Source organism: Maribacter aestuarii, from assembly GCF_027474845.2.
GTDB classification, from domain to species: Bacteria; Bacteroidota; Bacteroidia; order Flavobacteriales; family Flavobacteriaceae; genus Maribacter; species Maribacter aestuarii.
Genome location: NZ_CP107031.2, coordinates 2,405,881 through 2,431,989, shown reverse-complemented (window position 1 = coordinate 2,431,989; position 26,109 = coordinate 2,405,881). Strand labels below are relative to the sequence as shown.

General features: G+C 39.2%; 23 protein-coding genes and 1 tRNA gene. 10 read left to right on the top strand and 14 right to left on the bottom strand.

Annotated features, from left to right (window positions below):
• Positions 1-193: 193 nt before the first annotated feature.
• Complete coding sequence (locus N8A89_RS11000; protein ID WP_281542316.1) at positions 194-1,579, top strand: cation:proton antiporter domain-containing protein; 1,386 nt, start codon at positions 194-196, stop codon at positions 1,577-1,579.
• 48 nt (positions 1,580-1,627) lie between these two features.
• Here N8A89_RS11000 and N8A89_RS10995 read toward each other — a convergent pair whose 3' ends face one another.
• Together N8A89_RS10995 and N8A89_RS10990 are read right to left on the bottom strand one after the other, a co-directional pair.
• On the bottom strand, positions 1,628-1,939 hold the full coding sequence (locus N8A89_RS10995) for a hypothetical protein (protein ID WP_281542315.1): 312 nt from the start codon (positions 1,937-1,939) through the stop codon (positions 1,628-1,630).
• Between the two features lie 279 nt (positions 1,940-2,218).
• Positions 2,219-2,290: transfer RNA gene (locus N8A89_RS10990), tRNA-Gln, on the bottom strand.
• Between the two features lie 269 nt (positions 2,291-2,559).
• Here N8A89_RS10990 and N8A89_RS10985 point away from each other — a divergent pair.
• The gene (locus tag N8A89_RS10985; RefSeq protein ID WP_281542314.1) at positions 2,560-5,913 is read left to right on the top strand and encodes a glycosyltransferase family 117 protein; all 3,354 of its coding nucleotides are present in this window, start codon (positions 2,560-2,562) and stop codon (positions 5,911-5,913) included.
• A gap of 26 nt (positions 5,914-5,939) precedes the next feature.
• Here N8A89_RS10985 and N8A89_RS10980 read toward each other — a convergent pair whose 3' ends face one another.
• Genes N8A89_RS10980 through N8A89_RS10970 form a run of 3 tightly spaced genes read right to left on the bottom strand, consistent with a single transcriptional unit; the run spans position 5,940 to position 8,339 of the window.
• Positions 5,940-6,236, bottom strand: coding sequence for a thioredoxin family protein (locus N8A89_RS10980; RefSeq protein WP_281542313.1), 297 nt, complete (start codon positions 6,234-6,236; stop codon positions 5,940-5,942).
• 41 nt (positions 6,237-6,277) lie between these two features.
• Positions 6,278-7,558, bottom strand: coding sequence for a metallophosphoesterase (locus tag N8A89_RS10975; RefSeq protein ID WP_289644315.1), 1,281 nt, complete (start codon positions 7,556-7,558; stop codon positions 6,278-6,280).
• Positions 7,559-7,613: 55 nt separating this feature from the next.
• Entirely contained in the window at positions 7,614-8,339 is a 726-nt protein-coding gene (locus tag N8A89_RS10970; RefSeq protein WP_281542311.1) for a copper homeostasis protein CutC, read from the bottom strand.
• Positions 8,340-8,377: 38 nt separating this feature from the next.
• Between N8A89_RS10970 and N8A89_RS10965 the strand changes: the two genes are divergently transcribed.
• From N8A89_RS10965 to polA, 3 genes are all read left to right on the top strand, one after another.
• Positions 8,378-9,370: an isoaspartyl peptidase/L-asparaginase family protein gene (locus tag N8A89_RS10965; RefSeq protein ID WP_281542310.1), complete on the top strand. Its 993-nt coding sequence runs from the start codon at positions 8,378-8,380 to the stop codon at positions 9,368-9,370.
• Positions 9,371-9,405: 35 nt separating this feature from the next.
• A complete protein-coding gene (locus tag N8A89_RS10960) occupies positions 9,406-9,822 on the top strand; it encodes a VOC family protein (RefSeq protein WP_281542309.1) in 417 nt (138 codons plus the stop codon).
• A gap of 100 nt (positions 9,823-9,922) precedes the next feature.
• A complete protein-coding gene (gene polA / locus N8A89_RS10955) occupies positions 9,923-12,757 on the top strand; it encodes a DNA polymerase I (RefSeq protein ID WP_281542308.1) in 2,835 nt (944 codons plus the stop codon).
• Between the two features lie 67 nt (positions 12,758-12,824).
• On the opposite strand, the gene N8A89_RS10950 is transcribed toward polA, so the two are convergent.
• A complete protein-coding gene (locus N8A89_RS10950; protein WP_289644313.1) occupies positions 12,825-13,391 on the bottom strand; it encodes a hypothetical protein in 567 nt (188 codons plus the stop codon).
• 344 nt (positions 13,392-13,735) lie between these two features.
• On the opposite strand from N8A89_RS10950, the gene N8A89_RS10945 reads away from it, so the two are divergent.
• Positions 13,736-14,014 carry a T9SS type A sorting domain-containing protein gene (locus tag N8A89_RS10945; protein ID WP_281542306.1) on the top strand — a complete coding sequence of 93 codons (279 nt, stop codon included), beginning with the start codon at positions 13,736-13,738 and terminating at the stop codon, positions 14,012-14,014.
• Between the two features lie 2 nt (positions 14,015-14,016).
• Here N8A89_RS10945 and N8A89_RS10940 read toward each other — a convergent pair whose 3' ends face one another.
• The 6 genes from N8A89_RS10940 to N8A89_RS10915 all read right to left on the bottom strand — a co-directional run bounded on the left by N8A89_RS10940 (position 14,017) and on the right by N8A89_RS10915 (position 20,816).
• Positions 14,017-16,374, bottom strand: a complete 2,358-nt coding sequence (locus N8A89_RS10940; protein ID WP_281542305.1) for a TonB-dependent receptor — start codon at positions 16,372-16,374, stop codon at positions 14,017-14,019.
• A 66-nt stretch (positions 16,375-16,440) separates the two neighbouring features.
• Positions 16,441-17,577 carry a DUF4249 domain-containing protein gene (locus N8A89_RS10935; RefSeq protein ID WP_289644312.1) on the bottom strand — a complete coding sequence of 379 codons (1,137 nt, stop codon included), beginning with the start codon at positions 17,575-17,577 and terminating at the stop codon, positions 16,441-16,443.
• A 22-nt stretch (positions 17,578-17,599) separates the two neighbouring features.
• A complete protein-coding gene (locus tag N8A89_RS10930) occupies positions 17,600-18,772 on the bottom strand; it encodes a DUF4249 family protein (protein ID WP_289644311.1) in 1,173 nt (390 codons plus the stop codon).
• A gap of 80 nt (positions 18,773-18,852) precedes the next feature.
• Positions 18,853-19,545 carry a carboxylesterase family protein gene (locus tag N8A89_RS10925; protein ID WP_281542301.1) on the bottom strand — a complete coding sequence of 231 codons (693 nt, stop codon included), beginning with the start codon at positions 19,543-19,545 and terminating at the stop codon, positions 18,853-18,855.
• A gap of 8 nt (positions 19,546-19,553) precedes the next feature.
• Positions 19,554-20,141 (bottom strand): hypothetical protein, encoded by a 588-nt coding sequence (locus tag N8A89_RS10920; RefSeq protein ID WP_281542300.1) that lies wholly within the window; start codon positions 20,139-20,141, stop codon positions 19,554-19,556.
• A 174-nt stretch (positions 20,142-20,315) separates the two neighbouring features.
• Positions 20,316-20,816 carry a lipocalin family protein gene (locus tag N8A89_RS10915; RefSeq protein WP_281542299.1) on the bottom strand — a complete coding sequence of 167 codons (501 nt, stop codon included), beginning with the start codon at positions 20,814-20,816 and terminating at the stop codon, positions 20,316-20,318.
• 306 nt (positions 20,817-21,122) lie between these two features.
• On the opposite strand from N8A89_RS10915, the gene rplM reads away from it, so the two are divergent.
• The 4 genes from rplM (at position 21,123) to tsf (ending at position 24,307) form a co-directional block, all read left to right on the top strand.
• On the top strand, positions 21,123-21,578 hold the full coding sequence (gene rplM, locus N8A89_RS10910; RefSeq protein WP_281542298.1) for a 50S ribosomal protein L13: 456 nt from the start codon (positions 21,123-21,125) through the stop codon (positions 21,576-21,578).
• A complete protein-coding gene (gene rpsI / locus N8A89_RS10905) occupies positions 21,578-21,964 on the top strand; it encodes a 30S ribosomal protein S9 (protein WP_281542297.1) in 387 nt (128 codons plus the stop codon). The genes rplM and rpsI overlap by 1 nt, the downstream gene beginning before the upstream one ends.
• Positions 21,965-22,227: 263 nt before the next feature.
• A complete protein-coding gene (rpsB, locus tag N8A89_RS10900; RefSeq protein WP_289644310.1) occupies positions 22,228-23,412 on the top strand; it encodes a 30S ribosomal protein S2 in 1,185 nt (394 codons plus the stop codon).
• Between the two features lie 70 nt (positions 23,413-23,482).
• Positions 23,483-24,307, top strand: coding sequence for a translation elongation factor Ts (tsf, locus tag N8A89_RS10895; RefSeq protein WP_281542294.1), 825 nt, complete (start codon positions 23,483-23,485; stop codon positions 24,305-24,307).
• Positions 24,308-24,404: 97 nt separating this feature from the next.
• On the opposite strand, the gene N8A89_RS10890 is transcribed toward tsf, so the two are convergent.
• Together N8A89_RS10890 and N8A89_RS10885 are read right to left on the bottom strand one after the other, a co-directional pair.
• Complete coding sequence (locus N8A89_RS10890; protein ID WP_281542293.1) at positions 24,405-25,217, bottom strand: DUF4097 family beta strand repeat-containing protein; 813 nt, start codon at positions 25,215-25,217, stop codon at positions 24,405-24,407.
• A gap of 18 nt (positions 25,218-25,235) precedes the next feature.
• Positions 25,236-26,093, bottom strand: coding sequence for a DUF4097 family beta strand repeat-containing protein (locus N8A89_RS10885; RefSeq protein WP_281542292.1), 858 nt, complete (start codon positions 26,091-26,093; stop codon positions 25,236-25,238).
• Positions 26,094-26,109 lie beyond the last annotated feature (16 nt).

Below are 26,109 nucleotides of genomic sequence, written 5' to 3'. Positions count from 1 at the left end.
ATACTTTTATATCCTTTCAGTGGTGCAAATATACAATAATTTTAATTTCTACAACAACCTCTTAAAGTCCAATTAATCGAATTGTAAGGTTGATGCAGGCAAAAGGGATGAAATTTACTTGAGCTACAATCAAAACTATTTCCTTAATTAAACCTATTTTTAGGGCGCTCTAACCTCGTAAACCAAATTAGTTATGGATATTTTATCTTCTTATAACCTTATTATTGAAGCTTCAGTAATTGTCATTCTTTCTTTTTGGTTTAATGGAATTTCTAAAAAAACCAATATTCCTTCAGTACTCATGCTTATTATATTGGGAATCATACTTCAATACGTATTGAAGTATTTTGTCCCGGAAGAGCTAGACTTTTCAGGTGGACTTGAAATTTTGGGAATTGTAGGGCTTATAATGATTGTTTTGGAAGCTGCTTTGGAACTAGAGCTCAAGCGAGAAAAATTAGTCCCAATTCTAAAATCGATGGCCATTGCCCTTATTGGACTAGTAGGTTCGGCTTGGGTAGCGGCGTTGATTTTATTTCAATTTATCCCTGATATGTCCATGCAGTCGGCTTGGTTATATGCCACACCACTTTCCATACTTTCAAGTGCTATCATAATACCCAGTGTAAGTGGTCTATCCGAAGCAAAAAAAGAATTCCATATCTACGAAAGTACGTTCTCCGATATTATGGGTATAATGATGTTTTATTACCTCATTGGTGGATTGAATCCCGCAGAAGATGCAGGGGTCGTAGGTTTTGCGGGAAATTTAGTTTTAACAATTGTAATAGGACTCGTTGCCAGTTATGCCATAATCCTGATTTTTCAGCAAATCAAAAGTCAAGCGAAGTTGTTTTTGCTCATTGCCGTACTTCTCTTGTTATACGCCATTGGTAAAAAACTACATCTATCATCACTTATTATTATCTTGATTTTTGGATTGGTCATTGCTAACGTAAAATTATTTTTTCCAGGAAAAATGGCTGTTTTTTTAGAAAATGAAAAATTAAACCAAATTTACCATGAACTCCATATTATCACATTGGAAACAGCCTTCGTTGTAAGAACATTTTTCTTTGTGGTATTTGGGCTTACCATTGTTATCTCCTCCCTGTTCAGCCTAAACGTTGCGCTTATTAGTGTATTGATTGTATTGTCTATCTACGCCATACGTTTTTTAATCCTCAGGGTTTTCATTGGAAAAGACATATTGCCTCAACTATTTGTTGCTCCAAGGGGATTGATTACCGTTTTACTTTTTTACGCTATACCAGTGGAAGCACAGATTGAAGGTTTTGAATCTGGAATCCTGCTATTCGTGATTATTGCTACCAGTTTGGTCATGACCTGGGCCATGATAAAAGATAAGCGTAAAATGAGTACGCTTTTGGATGAGATAGATGAAGAAATTAAGGAAAGGAATTTTGCCGAAGATGCCCTACGGGCGTCCGAAAACAAATCTGTTATTGATAGTCCCGAATCAAATCAACCTCCTTCAACGGAAGAAACTCAGGACAATATCGATACCGGAATTTCTTTAAAGCCAAGAAGTTTAGATGATGAACTACCAGACATTTAATGGGCGAAAAGCTTCACAGGCTAGCAGTTAGCAATACTTAACGAATTTCTAATCTTGAAGCAATGCAGTATGGGATTGTACTTTGGATAGGTTTAAACTATCTACTTCCCTTCTAAATCGCAATATCATAAGCGTATCCATTTGGCGCGCAATACTATCCTTCATTACTTTCCAATTACTGGAGTTCATTTTTTTGTTGTACTCGGTAATCTTATCAAATTTGGAAAGATTATGCCTGTTGGCCTTCCAAGCATGGGCAGTACTCTTACGATGCTCCAAGTCCTGTAAGTAGATACCAACACCAAACCCTACTATAACAAGGATTAGAATTATTTTTAAGCTTTTAACGGTCAACTTCATAGTATTTACTTCGTTAGGGTGGGGTAAAACTAACAGAGACATGCTAGAACAAGGTTCTTTTTACCTTTAATTCTTAACTCATATCGCGTCCAAGATACAAAATATGCGATTTGTATTACAAAATCATGTATAATCTGCTACTTTCTATCGACAACCTGTACGATATTTTTCAATTCGGTAGTAAGTGTGTTTCCTTCAAAAATTCTTGAATATTTCCTACAAAACATTTTAAAAACAAAAATCCCGACATCATATGATAGCGGGATATAAAAAAAATTGTTGGCCCACAAGGACTCGAACCTTGAATGACGGTACCAAAAACCGGAGTGTTGCCAATTACACCATGGGCCAATATCTAATCACTAAAGCAAGTTTAGCTTTCGAGCGTGCAAATTTAAAACAAAGTTTGGTTTGCACAAACATTTTTACTCACAATAATCCAAAATATTCATCTAATGAAAAGGGCACACTCTTCCGCATCAAGATTCAAAAAACTCAAAAAAATACCGTTAATCCAAACGTTAGAGCCGCCATAGAAAGCTTGTTAAAGGTTTATAAAAATTGTCGTCGGTTCTATATTTTAATTAGTAAATTCGCCCCATAGCTTTAACCAGGGTTACATGTTTTCAAAGAACTTCCAGAAATGGGACACTATTTTAGGGTGGACCGTATTTTTTATAGCATTCATAACTTACTACATCACCGTTGAACCTACTAATAGTTTTTGGGATGCCGGGGAGTACATAGCCACTTCAGCTAAGCTCCAGGTAGGACACCCTCCGGGAGCACCACTATTACAAATGATTGGGGCGTTTTTTGCTATGTTCGCCTTTGAACCTAGTCAAGTAGCCATGATGGTGAACTTGGTTTCCGGAGTGTCCAGTGCGTTTACTATTTTATTTATGTTCTGGACCATTACCAACATAACCCGGAAACTCATAGACACCAATGAGCAATTTACGAATAGTAAGGCAATAGCCGTTTTAGGTAGTGGAATTGTAGGATCTTTGGCCTTCGCCTATTCCGACAGTTTTTGGTTCAATGCAGCAGAGACGGAGGTATATGCTATGGCCAGTTTCATTATGGCCTTGCTACTTTGGTTAGGTCTTAAATGGACAGACAACCTCGAAGACCCGAGAGGTAACCGATGGCTAATTTTGATATCATTTGTGGTCGGACTGACCTTTGGAATTCAGTTTATGGGCTTCTTGGCCATACCCTCCATCGGGCTTCTTTATTATTTCAGAACGTATAAAAAAACTACGGTCAAGAACTTTCTGTTAGCCAATATCGCCGTCATTGCTATTTTAATGTTAGTCTATAAGTTTTCATTGACTTACGTACTACAGCTCTTTGGCTGGGGTGAGGTTTTCTTTATCAATAGTATAGGGCTTCCATTCAATTCTGGCTCCATAATTATTGGCATTCTGTTTATCGCTACCTTTTATTTTGGTCTCAATTACACTCGAAAGAATCAATACAGGACAGCAAATACCATTGTCCTATGTTTGATGTTTCTCTTCCTTGGATTTTCTTCGTGGCTAATGCTCCCAATACGTGCCAATGCTAATGTTGTTATCAATGAAAATAACCCTGAAGACGCTAGAGCACTTTTAGCTTATTATAACCGAGAACAATATCCGGGCGTTGATAGCCCAATCTATGGCACCTACTATTCTGATATGTTCGCTGGAGCGGGTGAGGACAGGGATGGAAAACCCAAATACGAAAAGGATTACGCCCTTGGAAAATACATTATCGTTAATAAATACATTGATGCAGAGCAGGGCCCTAATCCCAAACATCAGGGCATACTTCCCCGTATGTGGAGTTCGCAACACGCTGCAAATTATATGCAATACTTTGGACCGTTGGAGTTTCGGATGACACAATCCAATGAGGAACTCCGACAAGCGGTAGAGCAAGTAAAAAGTGGTTTCGCAAACGGTGAAATAGACGCTGACCAGTACATAAGTTTCTTAAAACGTTTTAGTGATTACATAGAAGTAGAACCCCCATCGGTTTGGCAGAATGTTAAGTACATGTTCGAGTTTCAGTTTAATTATATGTACATGCGCTATTTTATGTGGAATTTTGTAGGCAAACAAAATGATGTGCAGGGACGTTACAATGATAACGGTAACTGGTTGAGCGGTATTAAGTTTATTGATAGCTGGCGTTTGGGGAATCAGGATAATTTGCCAAGTGATATAGAAAATAACAAAGGACGGAACACCTATTTTTTCCTACCCCTGTTGCTAGGTATTATAGGTCTTGTTTTCCAAATCTCTAAAGATTCCAAACAGTTCTGGGTACTCTTGGTCTTTTTCCTGTTTACGGGTATCGCTATTCAATTTTACACGAATCCCTATATTTTTCAGCCTAGGGAGCGTGATTATTCTTTGGTCGGATCGTTTTATGTCTTTGCACTTTGGATTGGTCTTGGCGTTTATGGGCTATATGACGGTTTTAAGGATTGGTTAGCCCCAAAAATTCTTGCGCCTTTGGTTGTCGTTATCTGTTTATTTGCCGTGCCCACGGTTATGGCGGTCCAAAACTGGGACGATCATGACCGCTCCAATCGCTTTACCGCAAACGCCTCGGCCAAAGCATATTTAGACTCCACACAAAAGGACGCAGGCGCCATTCTATTTACCATTGGGGACAATGATACTTTTCCACTTTGGTACGCTCAAGAGATTGAGGGGTACCGAACAGATGTTCGCATTGTTTGCACCAGTCTTTTCGAAACCGATTGGTACGTAGACCAGATGAAGAAGAAGGCCTATGAAAGCGACCCGATTCCATCACAAATTGAACATGACAAATATCGCTGGGGCTCCAGGGACGTGCTCTACCATCAAGCGATCACAGAAAATAGGTGGCCCATCAAGGATTTCATCAATTGGATAGATAGTGACAAACCTAGGACTAAACTCAAGTACCTATTTGAACAGAATAATGCAGATTTAAGCAACTATTCAGAAAACACACAAAATATAGTGTATTACCCTACCAACAAAATCAGGGTGCCCGTGAACAAGAAGAACGCATTGGAAAGTGGTTTGGTCAAAGAAAAAGACTCGGCCCTTATCGTTGACTATATTGACATTGACCTCCCTAGCGCCATTACCAAAAAAAGTATGATGATGTTAGACATCCTTGCCAACAACAACTGGAAAAGACCTCTATATTTTTCTGGCGGGAGTTTTGATGATGCGGAATACCTTTGGATGAAAGACTACTTGCAGTTGGACGGATTGGCCTACAAACTGGTACCTATACGTACCGAACGCCCCAACTCTTTTGATATGGGTAGAATAGATACGGATTTAATGTATGATATTGTCACCAAATGGGACTGGGGAAATGCCGGAAGCCCAGATATTTACCATGATACGCAGACCCGAATCCAAAGTGTTTCTTACCGGGGTAATTTGGCTCGTCTTATGGAAGCACTCATCAAAGAGAACAAAATAGATAGGGCAAAAGAAGTAATAGAAATATCTCTAACGAACATGCCCGTAGATTTATTTGGATACTACACGTTAGTAGAACCTTTTGTTGACGGTTATTATAAGGTTGGGGAAACACAAAAAGCTCGAGAGCTATTTGGTAAACTCAAAAAAGTATACCAAGAGCGATTGGAGTACTATGCCAGTAGTAGTTTGGATGAGCAGTATAGCAAAATTGATGAAATTATTGCCGATATGGAGGCCTACAGAAGGAACATTGATATTTTAATCGCCAATGATGATCGGGAAATCGCAGAAAAAGAAACGCTCATCTTTAATGAGTATATAGATAAATTCCAACATTTTTATAAGGATGAGGATGATATGGAATTTCTGGAACCCGAATCTGGTGATAATCCAGACATGCAAGATTCTGTTTCTATATCCGATAGTATTCAACCGGACAACACCAGAACGGACTTGATTCAAGATACAGTAGGAGTATCTCCGGAAAATTAAATGTATAATTAAAAATTGGTATTTTACTAAGCGTATTCGTTCAAAATACCGATCAGTGTATTGGCATCTTGCTCACCACTTTGGCGCCAAACCATTTCACCTTTTTTGTAAATCATAAGGGTAGGTAAACCCTTAACCCGTAAAGCTTGGGAAAGTTCCTTATTCTTGTCCACATCTATTTTAATGACCTTGCCCTTGTCTCCGAGTGCAGCGGCAACATCCCTTAGAACGGGATGCATTGCAGTGGACTGCTCGTTCCACTCCGCATAAAAATCCAAGAGTACAGGAACGTTTAAATCTATAAGTTCACCAAATTTAGACATATAATCGGCTTTGCTTTATTCGCCAAATGTAGTAAAAATTGTTAAAATAGTAACGATACCGTTATTTTTGTAGCCCCGAGCCAGGTTAAAATCATGTTAACGACTTCTTTTTTTAATGTAATCACAGTAATTTCGGGCCAAATCCCTACTCTTCCGGGATATCCCAAAAATCCAAAACCACGGTTCACATTAATGAACTGTCCCATTTCCTTATAGATGCCCGCCCAATACCTGTAACGCCACTTTACAGGGCTCCATTTAATCCAACCGGGAATTTCAATACCGAACTGCATGCCATGGGTATGACCGCTGAGGGTAAGGTGATAGTGCTTGGAATCATTAATTACCTCCTCTTCCCAATGAGATGGGTCGTGACTCATCAAAATCTTGAAATCATCATTCCCGATTCGTGAAGAGGCTTTCTTTAAATCACCTGCTTTTTTAAAGCCACCCTTTCCCCAGTTCTCAACACCTATAAGGGCAATCTTATCCGTTCCCTTTTGCAAATAACGGTGTTCGTTCAACAAAAGGTCAAAACCCATATTTTTCTGCAACACCTTTAAGTCCTTGAGGTTTTGTTGTTTTAGCTCTTCGGTTTCCCATGGGATATAGTCTCCATAATCATGATTTCCCAACACGGAAAATTTACCGTCCTTGGCCTCCAAGGAAGAAAATAAATCCGCCCATGGCAGCATTTCTTCCGTTTTATTATTTACCATATCACCAGTAAATAAAATGGTGTCACTTTTCTGTTTGTTGATAAGGTTCACCCCATACTCTATCATCTCGCGATTATCAAAACTACCGCTATGTATATCGGAAATTTGTGTTATTCGGTATCCATCAAAAGCATCGGGGAGATCGGCAAACTCCAAATCATATTTGAGCACCTTAAAGTTATATTTACCTCTATACATGCCATAAAGGAGCGCTCCAAAAGGCAGGGAGGCTATTCCTAGCGCTATTAGACTAAGAAAACGTCTCCTTTGGGGCAAACTGAACTGCTTAGATGTTCCAAAAACTTTTTCGTACAAACCTGTAACTAGTCTAAAAATATCTTCGGAAAACAGAAAAAAAATGGTAATTATTTTAAAAGTCAGAATAGTCAATAAAAATCCAAAAGCATAACTTTTTGGAACACTTAACACCCTGCCAGCCTCCTCTCCTACGGTGAATTGATAAATGAAATTGATGAGCACCGCCAGTGCCACCCCAATATATAAATAAGACCACCACGGTTGTCTAACGGTTGCTTTTATGGCTTGTATAACATATATACTTAAGCCAATATAAATCACAACAAATAGTATCCAACGGAACATAATATTTTTTTACAAAGATATTTTTTGATATGCTACCACGATGCCCTTTTGCGTTTTATTTAACCTTGTTTACCACAGCGCTTATTCTCCCCTCATTAGAAATAGCAATTTTATCATCGGACAAAAAAGCTGGTGAATTCATGCTAATTTTTGGTTTACTTGCCATTGTTTGAACCAACTCGGTACCGGACAAGTGGATGGCCTTGAACACTTTCTTTTTCATAAATACTTCTATATTGGACCCATTAACACCGGATCCAGGCATTATTATGGAGGTAGAAGCTTTGTGCTGTAGTTCTCCCAATAAGTCAATACCTTCTATTGCAGATTTATGTTGGCCAGAGGATAGGATGTAATTTACTCCCATAGCCTCTAACTGTTCCAAAGTTTTGAATGGCTCTTTGACCCAATCAAACGCACGATAAAAAGTGAATTTCAAACCTTCAGAGGCCTCGATTAATTGTTTAGTCCGTTCCGTATCCAAGGTATAATCCTTTTTCAAAACCCCTGATACAATTCCGTCAAAACCCATTTCAATACAGAGTGCGATGTCGGTTTTCATGATTTCAAATTCGGATTCCGAAAATGTGAAATCCCCACTTCTGGGACGTATCAATACATGAACCGGTATGGATATATGATCTTTAATCGCTTTCAACAAACCGTACGAAGGGGTTATACCTCCAACGGCAAGCTCCGAACATAGTTCTATTCTATCCGCTCCCGCTTTTTGTGCATTAATGGCAGATTCCAAAGAATTGGCGCAGACTTCAACGAGCATTTACTTATATTTAAAGCCCTAATATAAACAACCTTTTCATGGAAAGAAGAAAGTTCCTAAAAAATTCTACGACCGTAACCGCAGGGCTAATTTCGGCTCCGATATTGGCATCCTGTGGTCGGGAAAAAACTACTGTTGCACCGATTCAAGATTCAAAAACCGTTCTTCCCATCGTTATTTGTACTTGGAATTTTGAGAATGCCTCCGCTAGGGCATGGGAGGTTTTAAGTACAGGAGGAACTGCCTTGGATGCTATTGAACAAGGGGTAATGGTTGAAGAGAACGACGTAAATAACCAAACTGTAGGTAAAGGTGGCAGACCGGACCGCGATGGCAACGTAACCTTGGATGCTTGCATTATGGATAAGGATGGTAACTGTGGTGCCGTCCTGGCCATGCAACATATTGCCAATCCTATTTCCGTGGCCCGTAAAGTAATGGAAGATACGCCTCATGTAATGTTGGTGGGAAAGGGAGCTGAGCAGTTTGCCTATGAAAAAGGGTTTAAAAAAGTGAACCTACTTACGGAAAAATCCAAGGCTGAATGGTTAGAATGGAAAAAAACTTCCAAATACAAACCTATCATAAATATCGAAAACCATGATACCATCGGTATGTTGGCTATTGATGAAAATGGAGATATCGCCGGCGGATGTACTACAAGTGGTATGGCTTATAAAATGGCAGGGCGAGTTGGAGATTCCCCGATCATAGGAGCCGGTCTTTTCGTGGACAAGGAAGTGGGAGGAGCTACGGCTACTGGGGTTGGGGAAGAAGTTATCCGTACCGTAGGTAGTTTCCTAATCGTAGAATTGATGCGTCAAGGAAAATCACCACAAGAGGCTTGCGTAGAAGGTGTAAAAAGAATAATGGCGAAAAACGAAGGTAGAAACGATTTTCAAATCGGGTTTATCGCCATCAATAAAAAAGGGGAAACTGGGGGCTATTGTATTCAGCCTGGGTTTACTTACAGAACCTATTCCAAAGAAGGACATGTCAATAATCCTTCCAATAGCTTTTTAGGAACATAGATTATTTCCTACCAAATTTTAATTCGTTCAAAATTATGCAACAAAGATTAGCGCTTATCGCTCTAGTCGTCAAAGACTATGAGGAAGCAATTGAATTCTATACCAAAAAACTAAATTTCGAGTTAATTGAAGACACTATAATAAACAATGCAAAAAGATGGGTGGTTGTTGCTCCTCCCGGCGCTAGAGAATGTTCTTTGTTATTGGCAAAAGCTACAAATGAAAAACAGGCCAGCAGTATAGGGAATCAAACTGGAGGTAGAGTTTTCCTATTCTTATTTACGGATAATTTTGAAAGGGATTATAATGATATGATTAATAAAAAAATAAATTTCATTAGACCTCCTAAATCTTACGATTATGGAACGGTCGCAGTCTTTGAGGACCTGTATGGCAACTTATGGGATTTGCTTGAACCCAGCATTAGCAACAAAGGATTTATAAAAGGATAATAGTCTTACAAGACGGTTTGTTCTGACCCTTTAGTAATCTTTCCTATTTGTTTTCTCCTTCCATTTCGTACTTTTAACCTCGCATTTTTAACTTCTAACGATGGCCAATCAAAAAAGACTCTTTTTACTGGATGCATATGCACTCATTTTTCGTGGGTATTACGCCTTAATCAAAAATCCGAGAATCAATTCAAAGGGTATGGACACCTCTGCCATCATGGGCTTTATGAATTCCCTTTTTGATGTCATCAAGCGTGAAAAACCGGACCATTTGGCTGTATGTTTTGATAAAGGTGGAAGTGCGGAAAGGACAGAAATGTTTGCTGAATACAAAGCGAACAGGGACGAGACCCCGGATGCTATTCAGATTGCCATTCCGTACATACAAGATATTCTAAAAGCCATGCACATTCCATCCGTCGTTCTGGAGGGCTGGGAAGCGGATGATATTATAGGAACATTGGCCAAGCAAGCTGAAAAAGAAGATTATAAGGTTTTTATGGTCACCCCGGATAAGGATTTTGGTCAGTTGGTTTCAGAAAATATATTCATGTACCGTCCCGCCCGCATGGGTAACGGTATCGAAATTTGGGGTATTCCCGAGGTACAGAAACGGTTTGGTGTGGAACGTCCGGAACAAGTAATCGACTACCTAGGCATGATGGGCGATGCCAGTGATAATATTCCGGGGCTTCCCGGCGTAGGTGATAAAACCGCTAAAAAATTCATTCAGGAATTTGGTTCAATGGAAGGTCTTTTGGCCAATACCGATAAACTAAAGGGAAAGATGAAGGAGAAGGTGGAAGAAAATAAGGAACTGGGACTGCTCTCCAAAAAATTGGCCACCATCTGTGTAGATTGTGATGTAACTTTTAACGCCAAGGACTATGAGCTTTCCGTTCCGGATAGCGAGAAGGTTCAGGAACTGTTCGAGGAACTCGAATTTCGAAGACTTAAGGACCAATTCATCAAGATTTTTTCCGGGGAGATAGCCGAAACCCAAACCCAAGTAACAAGTACAGAAACAGCCAAAAAGCAATCGGCATCCGCAGGTAGCGGCCAATTTTCCCTATTTGGGGGAGATGGCGCGGCACCGGCGACCATCAAAGACGTGAACAGCAGAAACACCATTGACGATGTTCCACATGTATATCAAAGTGTGGCACCGGGAATGGCCATGAAACTATTTTTGCAGAATTTGATGAAACAGACCTCGGTTTGTTTTGATACCGAGACCACAGGCCTAAATCCGCTAACCGCAGAATTGGTCGGAATCGCTTTTTCATGGGAGCCAACGAAAGGATTTTACATTCCTTTTCCCGAGGAAAAGAATGATGCCCAAAAACTCATAGAGGAATTAAGACCCTTCTTTGAATCCGAATCCATTGAAAAAATAGGTCAGAATTTAAAGTATGACCTTAAGGTACTTCATAAGTATAACATCCAGGTAAAAGGCAAATTCTTTGATACCATGTTGGCCCATTATTTAATAAATCCGGATATGCGGCATAATATGGATGTACTATCTGAAACCTACCTCAACTACACGCCCGTTTCCATCACGGAACTTATTGGTAAGAAAGGTAAAAACCAGATGAACATGCGTGACGTTCCTTTGGAAAAACAAACCGAATATGCGGTGGAGGACGCGGACATCACTTTTCAATTGGCACAACACTTTAGGCCGGAATTGGTAGAAGCAAAGACCGATGGGCTTTTTAATGATATTGAAATTCCATTATTGCATGTGTTAGCGGATATGGAATTGGAAGGCATCAATCTTGACCAGGAGTTTTTGCATTCTCTTTCCGAGGATTTAAACAATGATATCACAGCGCTTGAAAAAAAGATTTATGAGGATGCCGGGGAAGAATTCAATATAGGATCACCAAAACAATTGGGAGAGATTCTTTTCGATAAAATGAAATTGGTGGATAAACCGAAAAAAACAAAAACAGGTCAGTATTCTACTGCAGAGGATGTTCTGTCCTCTTTGGCCAAGGACCATAAAATTATTCAAAACGTTTTGGAATATCGGGGACTTTCAAAACTTAAAAGCACTTATGTAGATGCCCTTCCTGAACAAGTAGAACCTTTTACTGGAAGGGTGCATACGGATTATATGCAAACTGTTGCCGCCACAGGTAGGTTAAGTAGTAATAATCCCAATTTACAGAACATTCCAATCAGGACAGAAAGGGGAAGACAAGTCCGAAAGGCTTTTATTCCAAGGAATGAAAACTACATTCTGCTCGCAGCAGATTATTCACAAATAGAACTACGGATAATTGCTGCGTTGAGTGAAGAAGATACGATGATTGAAGCCTTTAAGAATGGCGAAGATATCCACGCTTCAACCGCTTCTAAGGTTTTTAATATTCCAATAGAAGAGGTTACAAGAGAGCAACGTAGTAATGCCAAGACCGTCAACTTTGGTATTATTTACGGGGTTTCTGCATTTGGGCTGAGCAACCAAACCGATCTTTCCCGAGCGGAAGCCAAGGAGTTAATAGACACTTATTATAAAACCTATCCAAAACTTAGAAATTACATGAGTGAGCTCATCGATTTTGCGCGAGAGAATGGTTACGTGCAAACCGTTTTGGGAAGACGTAGATACTTAAAAGACATCAACGGCAGTAATGCCGTTGTACGTGGCGCAGCAGAACGGAATGCCGTGAATGCGCCTATTCAAGGAAGTGCCGCGGATATCATAAAAATAGCCATGATTAATATCCATAGAAAACTTACTGAGGGTAACTTCAAAACCAAAATGCTACTCCAAGTTCATGATGAATTGGTATTTGATTGCTATAAGCCGGAATTAGAGGAAATGAAGTCACTTATTAAAACGGAGATGGAAAATGCCTATAAACTAGCTGTCCCCTTGGATGTTGAAATAGGAATTGGAGAGAACTGGTTAGTGGCACATTAACTAATGGATTATTACAAAACAAAAGGCACCACAAGTGGTGCCTTTTTAATTTTAAACGGCTTTTAGTTTAACCTAAATCACTGGCCAATCTGGGCAGTTGTTCCTTTTTCCTTTTCAACCAATCTGTGAGCGGTCTAAAGTGCCTGCTAAATTGATAGGGGGCCAAATCAAACCAGAGCTTAATCACATCCTTGTCATTCTTTCCAATTACAAGCGGTTTCTCAGTCCTGAAATCCAAATAATCAAAATCGTTTGCCTTCCCTACTACTCCATCGCTATATATGAATTTATTGTTCCTTTTACCCACGTACAAACGTAGGGTCTCATAAGTTCCAGGCCTCAACGGGACCATGCGATCAGACTTTAGGAAATAGAAATGGCCCGAGCCAATTCCTTTAATAGCCACAGAATTTTGACCTTGAAAATCTAAAATATGATGCTCGTTTCCTTCCTTATCAATAGCAGCGAATTTTTTTATATTTAAGTTCATTTCAGAAACCCCTAGCTCATTTGTAATAGAATTTTTTAAAATCAATTCCTTTACAGCTCTTTCGCCATTATACCAAATGCTCATTATATTAGAACTTAATGGAGGGACGGTCCAAATTGGTAAATAAAATCTTGTCTTTTCCATAATACGTTGTATTAAATTATAGGCTACAAAATTATGCTGAAGAGGATTAGTTAAGCAACTCCAGAATTATCCAGTTTATATGCTATTTTACCTTTTTTAATACATTTTAACATATATACAGTTAATATTTAACACATGTAGGCGGGTTTTATAATTGTTTTGTCTCATCGGTACAACACTAATTTTCAACTAGTTTAAAGTGTTAAACAATCACAAAAATTACACTATAGTCTAAATATGAACGTTGCATAAAGACTGTCCATAATCAATTCCGACGGTTCCGTTTACTAATGAAGAACTACTTTTATTTTTTTATTCTACTTCTGTGTTTTAACGCTATTGGTATGGCTCAATCCGATAGCGGGACTATCCCGGTTGTAAGTGAAAATATCAAGGTTTTTCCTAATCCCGCTACTAACGTTATTAATGTATTGGGGCTGCAGAATTCCAATAAGGCTTTTATCAGCATTTCAGATATCTATGGGAATACCTTATTACAACATCAATGGGAAATAAAGAACAATGCCCTGAATATTCCCATTGCACCTTTAGAAAGGGGTATTTACCTAATTACTATCCAAACCGAAGCATATAGTTTTCAGACGAAGTTTTATAAACAGTAGTTTTATTGAAACACAAAATTATAGGTTACGGCAATAAGCGGGCTATTTAAAACGGACAACTCGTAAGTTCCCAATGGACTATCCAAGAATACTTCCGCATCCTGAGCTCCCTGCCTTTGCGAATAGTACAAATTAAATGGATTCCTCCTACTGTAGACGTTGTAAATTGTAAAGGTCCAATCTCCCTTCCATCTCCTTTCAGGATTTTTACCGTACCGTATTTTCCACGAAAAGTCTAGCCTGTGATAAGGTCTAAGACGCGCATTGTTACGCTCTAGGAATATAGGAACATCTATATCCTCCAAAACAAAAACGCTGTTGGCCACCGTATAAGGCCTTCCTGTTTGGGCTGTGAAATTAAAACTCCAGGTATTGTAAGCATCTCCTTCAAAATTAACCGTGCCATTGAATACATGGGGTCTGTCAAAATCGGAAGGATACCATTCATTATTGTTAACACGATCTGCTAAACGTTCATTTTGCGAGCGCAGGAAGCTTCTGGACCAGGTATAATTAAACCATCCATTAAATTTACCCTTAGGCTTGCGTAAACTCAGCTCAACACCATAAGCCTTTCCTTCTGCCTGCACGATATCGCGCTCCAAAAACTCTTGCAAAAAGAAATCTGCTCCAGGTTTGTACGTAAGATTGTTTTCCGAAAGCCGATAATAACCCTCTGCTCCAAGTTCTATGGTATCATCGGCAATATTCGTATAAAGACCTAGACCAAATGCATCACTGGTTTGGGGAACAATGTTCGGGTCGGCAGTTTTCCAGCGAGATGTAGGCAAGGGTGTCGTTGTATTATAAACGTTTTGTAGGTATTGGTTCAATCTGGCATAACTCCCTTTCAAAGCCGAAGTTTCGCTCAGTTTCAAATTTAATCCCAACCTTGGTTCCAAACCGTTGTACGTTTTCACGCCTGCTCCTTTCTCAAATACCCTTGTATCTATCAATTCTCCAGAAATATCATTAAAAAATCCTTGGGTATATGGCCCAACAAACACAAAATGGTTAAACCTTAGACCTGCGGAAACCTCTAATTTTTTAGTGAGTTGCCAGTTTACATTCCCAAAACCCGCGAACACATAACTATTTTCTTCGGCCAAATCTACCGGAACAATACTGTTTCCGTTACCGGGGTCTAAGGTACCGGGCTCGATTTTATATTTGTTTATCTGGGCCCCTACATAATAATCCACCTCATTATTTATAATGTTCGAAAATTCCGTTACAAAGCTTAAATAATTAATTCTGGAGGTAAATTCGATTTCATTATCATTGTCCCTTTCCGGAAAAATTGTTTTTGGAACGTAATCACTAGCCACCAAAAGCGTTCTTAAATTAGCGTCATTGGAAAAAGTGTGGGTCCAATTCAAAGTTCCATTTAAGGTTCTAAAATCATATTGGTTGTTCTCCGCATTAATATTTTCCACTTTTGAAATCAAATCAAGTTGATAGAAATCCTTTGTATAGAAACCCGTAAACGAAATTTGGTCCTTATCCGTGGGTAGAAACAATAACTTCATAGTACTATCGTAAAAGTTGGCCTTGGTGTTTTTTAGCCTTTCCGAAAACAAGGGCAATAAAAAATCCGTAAAACCGGCCCTGCCGCCAAAACTGAGCATCAATTTATCCTTTATAAGAGGAGTTTCTAGCATTAATCTACTTGATACGATTCCTACACCCCCACTAAGTTTAAACTTATCCACATACGGATTTTTTACTTTGACATCCAGAACGGATGTCGTGCGACCACCATATCTGGCCGGAATATTTGCCCTATAAAGATTTACCGTGGAAACTGCATCTGGGGTAAACACCGAAAACAAGCCAAAAAGATGTGTGGGATTAAAAACAGGTGCATAATCATAAAGTAATAAATTTTGATCCAGTGAACCACCGCGAACTGAAAGCCCATTACTGACTTCACCGGCATTATTTACTCCCGCCACCAAGGTCATGCCCCTAAGCACGTCAAACTCACCTATGGCCGCAGGGATCTTTTTCAAATCCTTCGCCTCCAGTTGTAAAGCGCCCATTTGTGGGGTTTCTACATTTTCCAAGTTTCGTTTTGCCCTAACGATAACTTCCGACAGTTGTTCTTCTTGCGGTCTAAGCTTCACGGTGATGATCTCACCCACCTGCAAATTTATGTCCAATGTTTGTGCAGCAAATCCGATGTAGGAAACAGTAACACTATATTGTCCAGGTGATAAATTGATGGAAAACCGTCCCGAGGGATTGGTTACGCCACCACAATTACATGGTGTAATAGCTATTTGTGCATTGTCTAAAGGTATATCGGTTTCTTCATTTAAAACTAAAAAAGACAATATCTGTTCTTGCGCAATTGCCATTGTTGATGAACAAATTAAAACTAAGAGGATAGAAAATAGGGTTCTGGTCATGTTGTTCATCATTAATTAGTCAATCCAGCCATCAGGTTCATTGGCCGTTCTGAATCGTGTTTCACTACAAGGTGCCGTGTTCGTTGCTGGTGGAGGGTAGGGAGAACCGACCAAAGGTTCTAAAACAATAGGCTCCCTAGTTTCCAATGGTGGTTCTTGAATGGATTCCCTTTCTATATATATTGATGCAACGGATGAGGATGCAGCCGTGAAACGGCCCAAAACGAATTCATCGGGATTTTCAGGGTTGGATAAATTCCCAATGAGGGCCGCTGGAGGAGGAGCGTTCAACCCCCCTGAATTATCAACGATATCCTTAAGAACTTTATAGTAGTCGTAAGCGGCCGGTGAAAGTGAAAATTGTTGTACTTCGACCACCATATTCTCCTTGGTGTACAAAAGTAAATTACCTACTTCCAAATTGGAAACCGTATTCCCGTTGGAGAACTGGTCATTGAAAGCGCTTACGCTCTCAGGAAACCGAATGCGCCAACAGTCCGTTTCACAGATATAATCAAAATAGCGAAGTCCGGGCCCTGGGATATCTGCCGGAATACACTCCCCGTTCCTAAAAACCCCTTCATAACACTTTTCGCAATAGTCTAGGTTTTCAAATGAGCGGTAACTCCAGTAGTAGTTATTGGTATCTGCTGGAGGGTCATCAAAACTTATAGAAACGGCATGACCGGGCACAAATTTGCCTCCGTAGATTTCCCTGAATTCCAATTCCGTATCATACCTTACGCTGATTTCATTTATGGGAACGGGAGCCAGTATCGTTTCTGGGGTTGACTCATACCTATTGCCGTTGGCAAGTACAATGGATAGTTTCCAAGTCTCTCCTGGAACCACCACAAAATCTGGTGGTGCTAAGTAGGTATTCCTAACTTCGGTAAGCGGTACCGTTCTACCCGAGACCGCGTTCTCGAAACTAACCGAAGCACCTTCAATGAAGTTAACGACCTTAACACCGAATTCTATGGCGGATTCGCTAATAGTGACAAATGAAGCTCTAGGCGCGGTTGATGCAAATCCTTCAATGAAAACCAGTCCTTCCTCTATTTGAAATTCGGGAGTCACGGGGTCCACGCATCCAACCATCGGAATGAAAACTACAACAACAAAAATTCTAAAAAATTTTATTCTGTTCATATAATGCTTTTACAAACCATTGTTATTGTTGATTCACCCATCCACTCGGTCTAATACCTGTCCTATACCTGCTTTCGAAACAAGGAGCCTTGGAAACTATCGGTGGTGGTACTTCATTCTCTTCCGGCGAATTAATAATCCGTTGTTCCAATTGCGGTTCTTCAATAAAGATACGTTCCACATATTTTGAAATAATCGTACTAGAGGCCGCGGTAAACCTCCCCAAAACGAACTCATTGGCATCACTAGGGTTATACATATTACCAACCAAGGCCGCCGGCAAAGGCGAATTAAACCCTCCATTATCATCTACAATATCCTTCAGCGTTTTTAAATACTTATACGCTTTTGAAGATATTGAAAATTGTTGTAGTTCTATCAATATATCGTCATTGCTATATAAAAGAACCTCTCCCACCGGTAACTGGGACACTAGTTTTCCATTAACAAATTGATCCGATAATAAAATAATACGCTCATTATATCTAATACGCCAGCAGTCTCCCTCACAGGAGTACGTGTAATATTCCTTCAACGGAGGACCACCACCGTTTGGATTAGGTTGAAAACATTCATCGTTTCTGTAGATGGTGTAATCGTAACATTCCCTGCAATAAATAAGTTTTTCATAAGATTTGAACCTCCAATAATAATAGTTTTCCTCATCTTCCGGGTCGCTAAAAGAGGTTGTAATTTCATGACCTGGAACGAATGTATTGAAGGCCTCGGAAAATAATAGTTCCGGCTTATAGGAAATTTCTATGGATCGGGCCTCTACCTCTGGTGGTACCCGCTCAGATTCAGACTTGAGCATACGTCCATCTTTTAAAAGCACCTCCAGTTCCCATAGTTCCTCTTCTTTCACTTTAAAATCGATAGGCGGTAAATACGCATCCTCTTTTTCAAAAAGCAGAACCTTTTCTTCGGTAATGGAATTCACAAAATAAACTTCAGCACCTAAGACAGGGACAGTTCTGTTTATGCCAAATTCAGTTAAGGTCTCGCTTATCGTAACATATGAAGTCCCAGGAGTGGTTGATGCTAAGGCATCAATATAGATAAGGCCTTCCCTAAATTCAAAATCCGGTTGTACAGCATCGATGCAGGAGGTGCTCACCAGTAAGAGCGAGCAAAAGCAAAGAACTATACGGGAAGTGATTGATTTTTGGAATAAGAGCTGTATTTTCTTCGCCACATTTAAAAATAAGCGTTATGTCCCTTTTCTACAACATCAATTGTATTAAAGGCATATATGATTAGAATTTAAACTTATTTCTATTGGTTCGCCATCCAATACATGAGTCTTACCGGCTTACCGTTAAGGATTACAGGTTTTCCATCAAAATCAAAATCAGCTTCATTGGCATGTGAATAAATCCATGACCAGTGTCCATTATACCTATAATCATCTCCTCCAAAGAAACCCGTTAAGTCGGTGACATGGTCATAAAATGAGAAATGGACATTCTCAGCCCCGGCATTAATCAATCTTTTATATAATGGGACCACCGTTTCCTCGGGCACCGTAGTTGTATCATCCGCAGCATGGATAAACCATATGGGTATATGTTTTATTTTCTCCACTTGGTCATCTGTTATATATTGATTTTGATAAGCCAAAGCGCTGATGTAAGCAGCTCCGAAATAATCAGGATGCTCCAATAAGAATTTCAAACTCATGTAACCGCCATTTGAGCAACCTCCTATATAAATTCTATCAGTGTCAATATCGGGATGATCTGCTACATATTTTTTTATAAGTCCCATTAACGCTTCATTATAAATATCATCCTTATCGCCCCGAGTATAATCACCACTTTCGCTTTGCATCCAGAAAGTAGGTGTTTGGGGTGCTAGCACAAAAGCACCGCCGAACAGTGACTGTATTTCATCCGATGCATAGTTCAACGCCTTATTTGCAATCAACGCCATGGCGGGGTCCGTTCCTCCTTCACCCCCTCCATGCAACCAAATTATTAAGGGAAGTTTTCCCTTTTTTTGGGAACAAAGGCACCGTACGTGAGGTTTATACCATTTTGCGCATACGTTCCCTTCAAATCAAAATCATCAAGCAAGGGAATAATTCTATTTACTTCGGAGTTCCAAATTCTCTCGGTAGATTTTTGCGTTATGGTCAATTTGTAGTCAATCCATTGGTTCATACCTCGATTGTTCTTCCGAATGTATTTTATTGGTGAACCAAGGGTGGCATCAGGTCCAACAAATAGAACCAATGTGATATAATTACCTTCATCAACCCTGTTCCCCTTTTCATCCGACACATAGGCATAAATTACTTTTCTTTCACCAACAGCCTCTTCAGCATCCATTTGAACACCTTCAAAACTTCGCTCCACCTTAACATCAAAGTCAGCGTCATTTACTTCAGTCAATTTATCTCCTACCGAAAGTATTACTTTGTTTGCAGCAGGACCCCAGTCGTAGCCATTTATAACCAAAGTGTAATCCTTTCCATTACCAGCATCCTGTCCATATCCGCAATTACATGAAAATGCAATCAATACCATAAACAATATGCTCTTTAGAGCTTCCATTCTATTCATAATTATCAAAGTTGTATTAATAAGCAAAAAGGTACAATTTTAATTCTATGCTTATTTCCGAGATACTCAATAATTAATATTCCCATAATTTGTTTTTTATGAATGACTTCGGTAATCATAAAAAAAGCCCTTCCAAAATATGGAAGGGCTTTTAAATAAAATATATAGTCCCGATTATCTCCTTCTAAAAATCAGTTCTCCGCTCTCATCAAAATTGGGTATCTCTAAATCTGCCGCATTTACAGTCATGATATCTCCCTGGACAGTTACCCTAACCTCTATTTGTTGCCCATCTGCATCTATGAAACTTACCACATTATCGTCATAAGTATAGGTGCTGGACTCAGTATCCGATTGTGTGGGACATGGCACGTCCAGACCCGAATTACTGGCATTGACCTCAACGTAATTGGCCGCATTTGTAGCAATTGCGGTTAAATCCTGATTGAATTGCAATGTGATAATGAAACAGTCCTTGTCTGTAAGGAAGTCTAATATTTGTTTCCCAAATTTGGCATCATCAGTGGCCGTTTCATTGTTTATCTTAAGCTCGGTAGCATCCCATGTACCCACTATATTATTGGAAGAGCTATCCTCGCTGTTTTCGTCCTTATCTGAACTACAGGAAAAAAGAAGCGATGTCGCAACGAACAAGAAAAGAAAGGATTTTTTCATAAAAATAAGTTTAGTTTACGATCTACCTAACGAAAAAACTAGGTATATATTTTAACATGGACCTGTTTTGATAGTATTGAAGGAATAAGTAGCCATATTTGAGGAAAGTATATTTTGTAAAGTCTTTCACTGTAAGGATATTTTGAGCACTCAAAAGCATCAGATATGACAACTGAGAGTGCGATACATTATTAGTTGAAAAAAGTAAAAATAAAGAGAAACAAGTATTTGCAATTCAACTTTATAATTGTACATTTGCAGCCCGTTTGACGGGATTGAATTGATTAATAGTTAAAAATAGCAGTAGTGGATACATTAAGTTATAAAACCATTTCGGCCAATAAAGCAACGGTAAACAAAGAGTGGTTACTGGTTGATGCCGATGGAGAGACACTAGGACGATTGGCTTCTAAAGTAGCAATTTTGTTAAGAGGAAAGCACAAGCCAAGTTTTACTCCACACGTTGATTGTGGTGACAATGTTGTTATCATCAATGCGGAAAAAATTTCCCTTTCCGGAAATAAATGGTCCGACAAATCTTATATAAGATATACTGGATACCCAGGTGGACAACGAACTACTACTGTAAAAGAATTATTGGAAAAAAATCCTGCGGCCATCGTTGAAAAGGCGGTAAAAGGAATGTTACCTAAGAATAGATTGGGAGCGGAACTTTTTAGAAACTTAAAGGTTTATGCCGGTACAGAGCACGGTCAAGAAGCTCAGAAACCAAAGGTGGTTAATTTAAAAGATCTTAAATAATGGACATAATTCATAAAATAGGAAGAAGAAAGACTGCTGTTGCACGAATTTATCTTTCTGAAGGAAAAGGTAACATTACCATTAACAATAAGGAATTAAGCAGTTACTTTCCTACTGCTACGTTGCAGTATAAAGTAAAACAACCGTTCATGCTTACTGGCACCGATGATAACTATGACGTTAAGATAAACGTTTTTGGTGGTGGAATCACAGGACAGGCTGAGGCAATTAGACTGGCCATTTCCAGAGCTATGTGCGAAATTGATACTGAGAATAGAGCCACCCTAAAACCAGAAGGTTTGTTAACCAGGGATCCAAGAATGGTAGAGCGTAAGAAATTCGGTCAGAAAAAAGCCCGTAAGAAATTCCAATTCTCTAAGCGTTAATATTAGAATTTTAAGCATCCGCCAACTGGTGGATGTTCTTATTATATTTTTTAACAAAGTTCATTGAAAATTCCCGTTAGAGGGAAAAATTAAAAAACCATACTTAGTATTATTCTAAAGTATGGCCCCAGGAGACCCTAAAACAACTTCGAAAATTCGGAGTAGGGCACTGTTAGTTTAGCATCTAAATGACGAAGGCTATTACCATTAGGTAGTTACCACTTTATCATTGCTAATTCAAAAGAACGTAAACTAAATTTAAAATGGCGAAAGTCGAAGTAAAACAATTATTAGAAGCAGGTGTGCATTTTGGCCACCTAACCAGAAAGTGGAATCCGAACATGGCTCCTTATATCTACATGGAGCGCAACGGCATACACGTTATCAATCTTTACAAAACGGTTGCAAAAATGGACGAGGCCAACGAGGCCTTAAGTAAAATTGCTGCGTCCGGTCGTAAAATTCTTTTTGTTGCCACTAAAAAACAGGCAAAGGACATCGTTGCTGAAAAGGCGGCAAATGTAAATATGCCATACATTACAGAAAGGTGGCCAGGTGGTATGTTGACCAACTTTGTAACTATACGAAAAGCCGTCAAGAAAATGGCCATGATCGATAGAATGAAAAAAGATGGTACTTTTCTTACCTTATCTAAAAAAGAGCGTCTTCAAGTAGACCGTTTACGTGCCAAGTTAGAAAAGAACCTTGGTTCTATTTCTGAAATGACTCGTTTGCCCGGTGCTTTGTTCATCGTGGATACAATGCGTGAGCACATTGCGGTTAAGGAAGCTCAAAAATTGAACATTCCAATATTCGCTATGGTGGATACCAATTCCGACCCTAGAGATGTGGATTATTTGATTCCTTCCAACGATGATGCTTCTAAGTCTATAGACATTATCATGACTCAAGTAACCAATGCGGTTGCAGAAGGTTTAGCGGAACGAAAGTCTGAAAAAGCCGAAGGCGATGCAAAGAAAGAAAAAGGAGATAAAGGTTCTAAAAAAGAGGACAAGGCAGCTGCCGCCCCTAAATTGAAACCAACACCTGAAAAAGTAGAAACAAAAGCACCTCCGGTACTTCAAAAAGCTACAGAGGTTGAAGTTGACGTTAAGGCAACCAAAGAAGCTGTTGAGGAAGAAAAAGCTTCCCCCAAAAAAGAGACGAAGAAGGCAACTAAGGAGAAAAAATCAGCTTCGGACGATTTAACCAAGATTGAAGGAATCGGACCGAAAGCAGCTGAAGCCCTTTCCAATGCAGGAATGGAGTCTTTTGAAAAATTAGCTAAAGGAGATGCTGAAAAAATCAAAGAAGTTTTAACCGAAGCAAGTTCCAGGATGGCACACTTAGATCCAACTTCTTGGCCTAAGCAAGCTAAAATGGCCGCTGATGGAAAGTGGGACGAGCTAAAGGAATGGCAGGATAGTGTTAAAGGTGGAGTTGAATAAAATCACCATTAACTAGATTAAATACTAATATGAAATTTGCCTTTTGGCAAATCTTAAAATAGAACAAAAAATGGCAAAGATTACAGCCGCAGAAGTAAATAAATTAAGAAAGACTACCGGAGCCGGTATGATGGATTGTAAAAATGCATTGGTAGAGGCAGATGGAGATTTTGAAAAAGCAATTGAAATCCTTCGTAAAAAAGGACAAAAGGTAGCTGCTAAAAGAGCGGACAGAGATTCTTCCGAAGGGGCTGCAATTGCCAAAGTAAATGATGCTAACACTCATGGAGTTGTTATTTCCTTGAATTGTGAAACAGATTTTGTCGCTAAGAACGATTCCTTTGTGACGTTGGCCAATGAATTGGCGGACTTAGCTTTAGATTACGACTCAAAAGATGCCTTTTTAGCTGCCGATTACAAAGGAATGACCGTTCAGGAAAAATTGACGGAACAGACCGGTGTTATCGGAGAAAAGATTGAAATTGGTGGTTTTGAAAAATTAAGCGCACCGTTCGTGGGATCTTACATACATGCGGGTAATAAAATAGCAGTTCTTACAGGACTTTCGCATGCAGTGGACGGTGCAGAAGAAGCGGCCAAAAATGTGGCCATGCAAGCTGCAGCTATGAATCCTGTTGCTTTGAATGAAGAAGGTGTTGATCAATCGGTTATTGATAAGGAGATTGAAATTGCCAAAGATCAATTGCGTCAAGAAGGAAAACCTGAAGCTATGTTAGACAACATCGCCAAAGGCAAGTTAAAGCGTTTCTTCAAGGATAATACATTGGTAAATCAAGATTATATAAAGGATAGCAAACAAAGTGTTGCTCAATATTTAAAATCCGTCAATGCTGACCTAAAGGTCGTTGGATTTAAAAGAGTTGCTCTAGGATAGTAAGAACTCAAACTAACTCAAAAGAAAAACCGCTAATCAGACTTTTTGATTGGCGGTTTTCTATTTTATTACCATTCTCCACTTAATTTCCTAGTTCCTACCAGGATTTGATGACAATGTCACCATTGAAGGTCTTGAAGAGCATTTCCGGACCGCCACCATTTATTTTTCCGTTCACCCACTGGTCTATTTTAACCTTATAGGTGTTCGATGTTTTCACTGTTTGAGGCATTGCCTTTTTCTTTTCCACAACCATATCAAAATCCGTATAAATATCTCCTTGTTCAGATTTCAATTTTAGATTTCCTTTAGCAGCTTTGGGAAAGGTTATATTCAAGTCTCCATTTAGACTACTAAAGGCCATATTCGCCCCGGCCGTGACGGTTTTAAATGTAGCATCAATATCACCATTTACTGTATCCGCTGAAGCTGAGCCATTGACCTCTGTCAGCGTTATTTCACCGTTGACATTACTGATTTCAAACTCTCCACTAACACCTGTTACACTTATATTTCCTTTATTTACGGTACCAAGTTTTAAAGAAAAATTTGTAGGCACTTTTATTTCTAGATTGATTACCTTATTCCATTGCTCATTTATAATTTGGACCACATTATCCTTTTCCTCAGCTCCAATTTTTAAGGAATTATTTTCAATACGCTTTAATCCGTTCTTTGCGTTTTCATCTACATAATGCTCCTTCCTGTTACCAAAAGATGCCTTGACGATTACTTCTTTGCCTTCATAGGCGATTACATCAATAGACCCTGCTACTTGCTCTACAACTAATTTTCCAGCTTCATTCGGACTACTGAGCGGCACCGTAAATAATTCAACCGTCTCTTCTTGTGCAAACATTAGTGCGGGTACGAACAATAATCCTATTATAACTTGCTTTATATATTTCATGATATTTTTCTTTTTAGTCTATATTTTTTTGATAATAACATTTCCGTTTAAAGTTTCGAAATCGAAAGATAAACCACCACTTCCAATTTGGACCACCGGTCTAGATTCGAACTTAAATTTGGCTTTCCCGCTTTCACCTCTGGTGGTTTTGGTAAACTGCTTTGCAATATCAAAATCCGTAAACAACTCGCCGTTCATGCTTTTAAAAGCAATGTCCGCCGATAGGTTTTTTTGATAGGTAATTTTGATATCGCCGTTCAATGAATAGTAGGTAGATACGTCCTCAGGATTTTTGGCGTAGGATATGTTTACTTCCCCGTTGATACAGTGCACCTTGGTCTGGCCCGTAATATTCTTAAGCACTATACCTCCGTTAATGTTATTTGCTTCGATATAACTTCCACCGGTGTTCGTCACAAATACCTCCCCTTTATTTATAGCTCCCACCTTTAGCTTAATATTCTTAGGCATTCTTACCTTAAAGTTTAAAGTGTGTTCATAGGGCCGTTCCGTCCAACCCTTGCAATCTACATTGGTAAAGCTACCATCCGTATAATGCATGTTCGGAACATCAGGATAAATTATGAGTCTGTCGCCTTGTTGAATCACTTTTACACCTATTTCCTTTTTCCCCAATTCAAGATTTTCCGTGGTAGTAGCAGAAACAGTTTTTTCCACTTCTAAGAGCACCACAGATCCATCATAACCTTCGACTGTAATGGAACCATTTAAGTTCTGAACTTCAAGCATGTTATTATCAACATTCTCATAAGACAGTTCTTTTGTAATAATTTCTTTAAACTCTTTTCCCTGCGCTTTTAAATTGTGTATTGTAGAACTTGCTACAAGCAGGGCACATAGGGTTAATTTTTTCATTTGATTTGATTTTTAA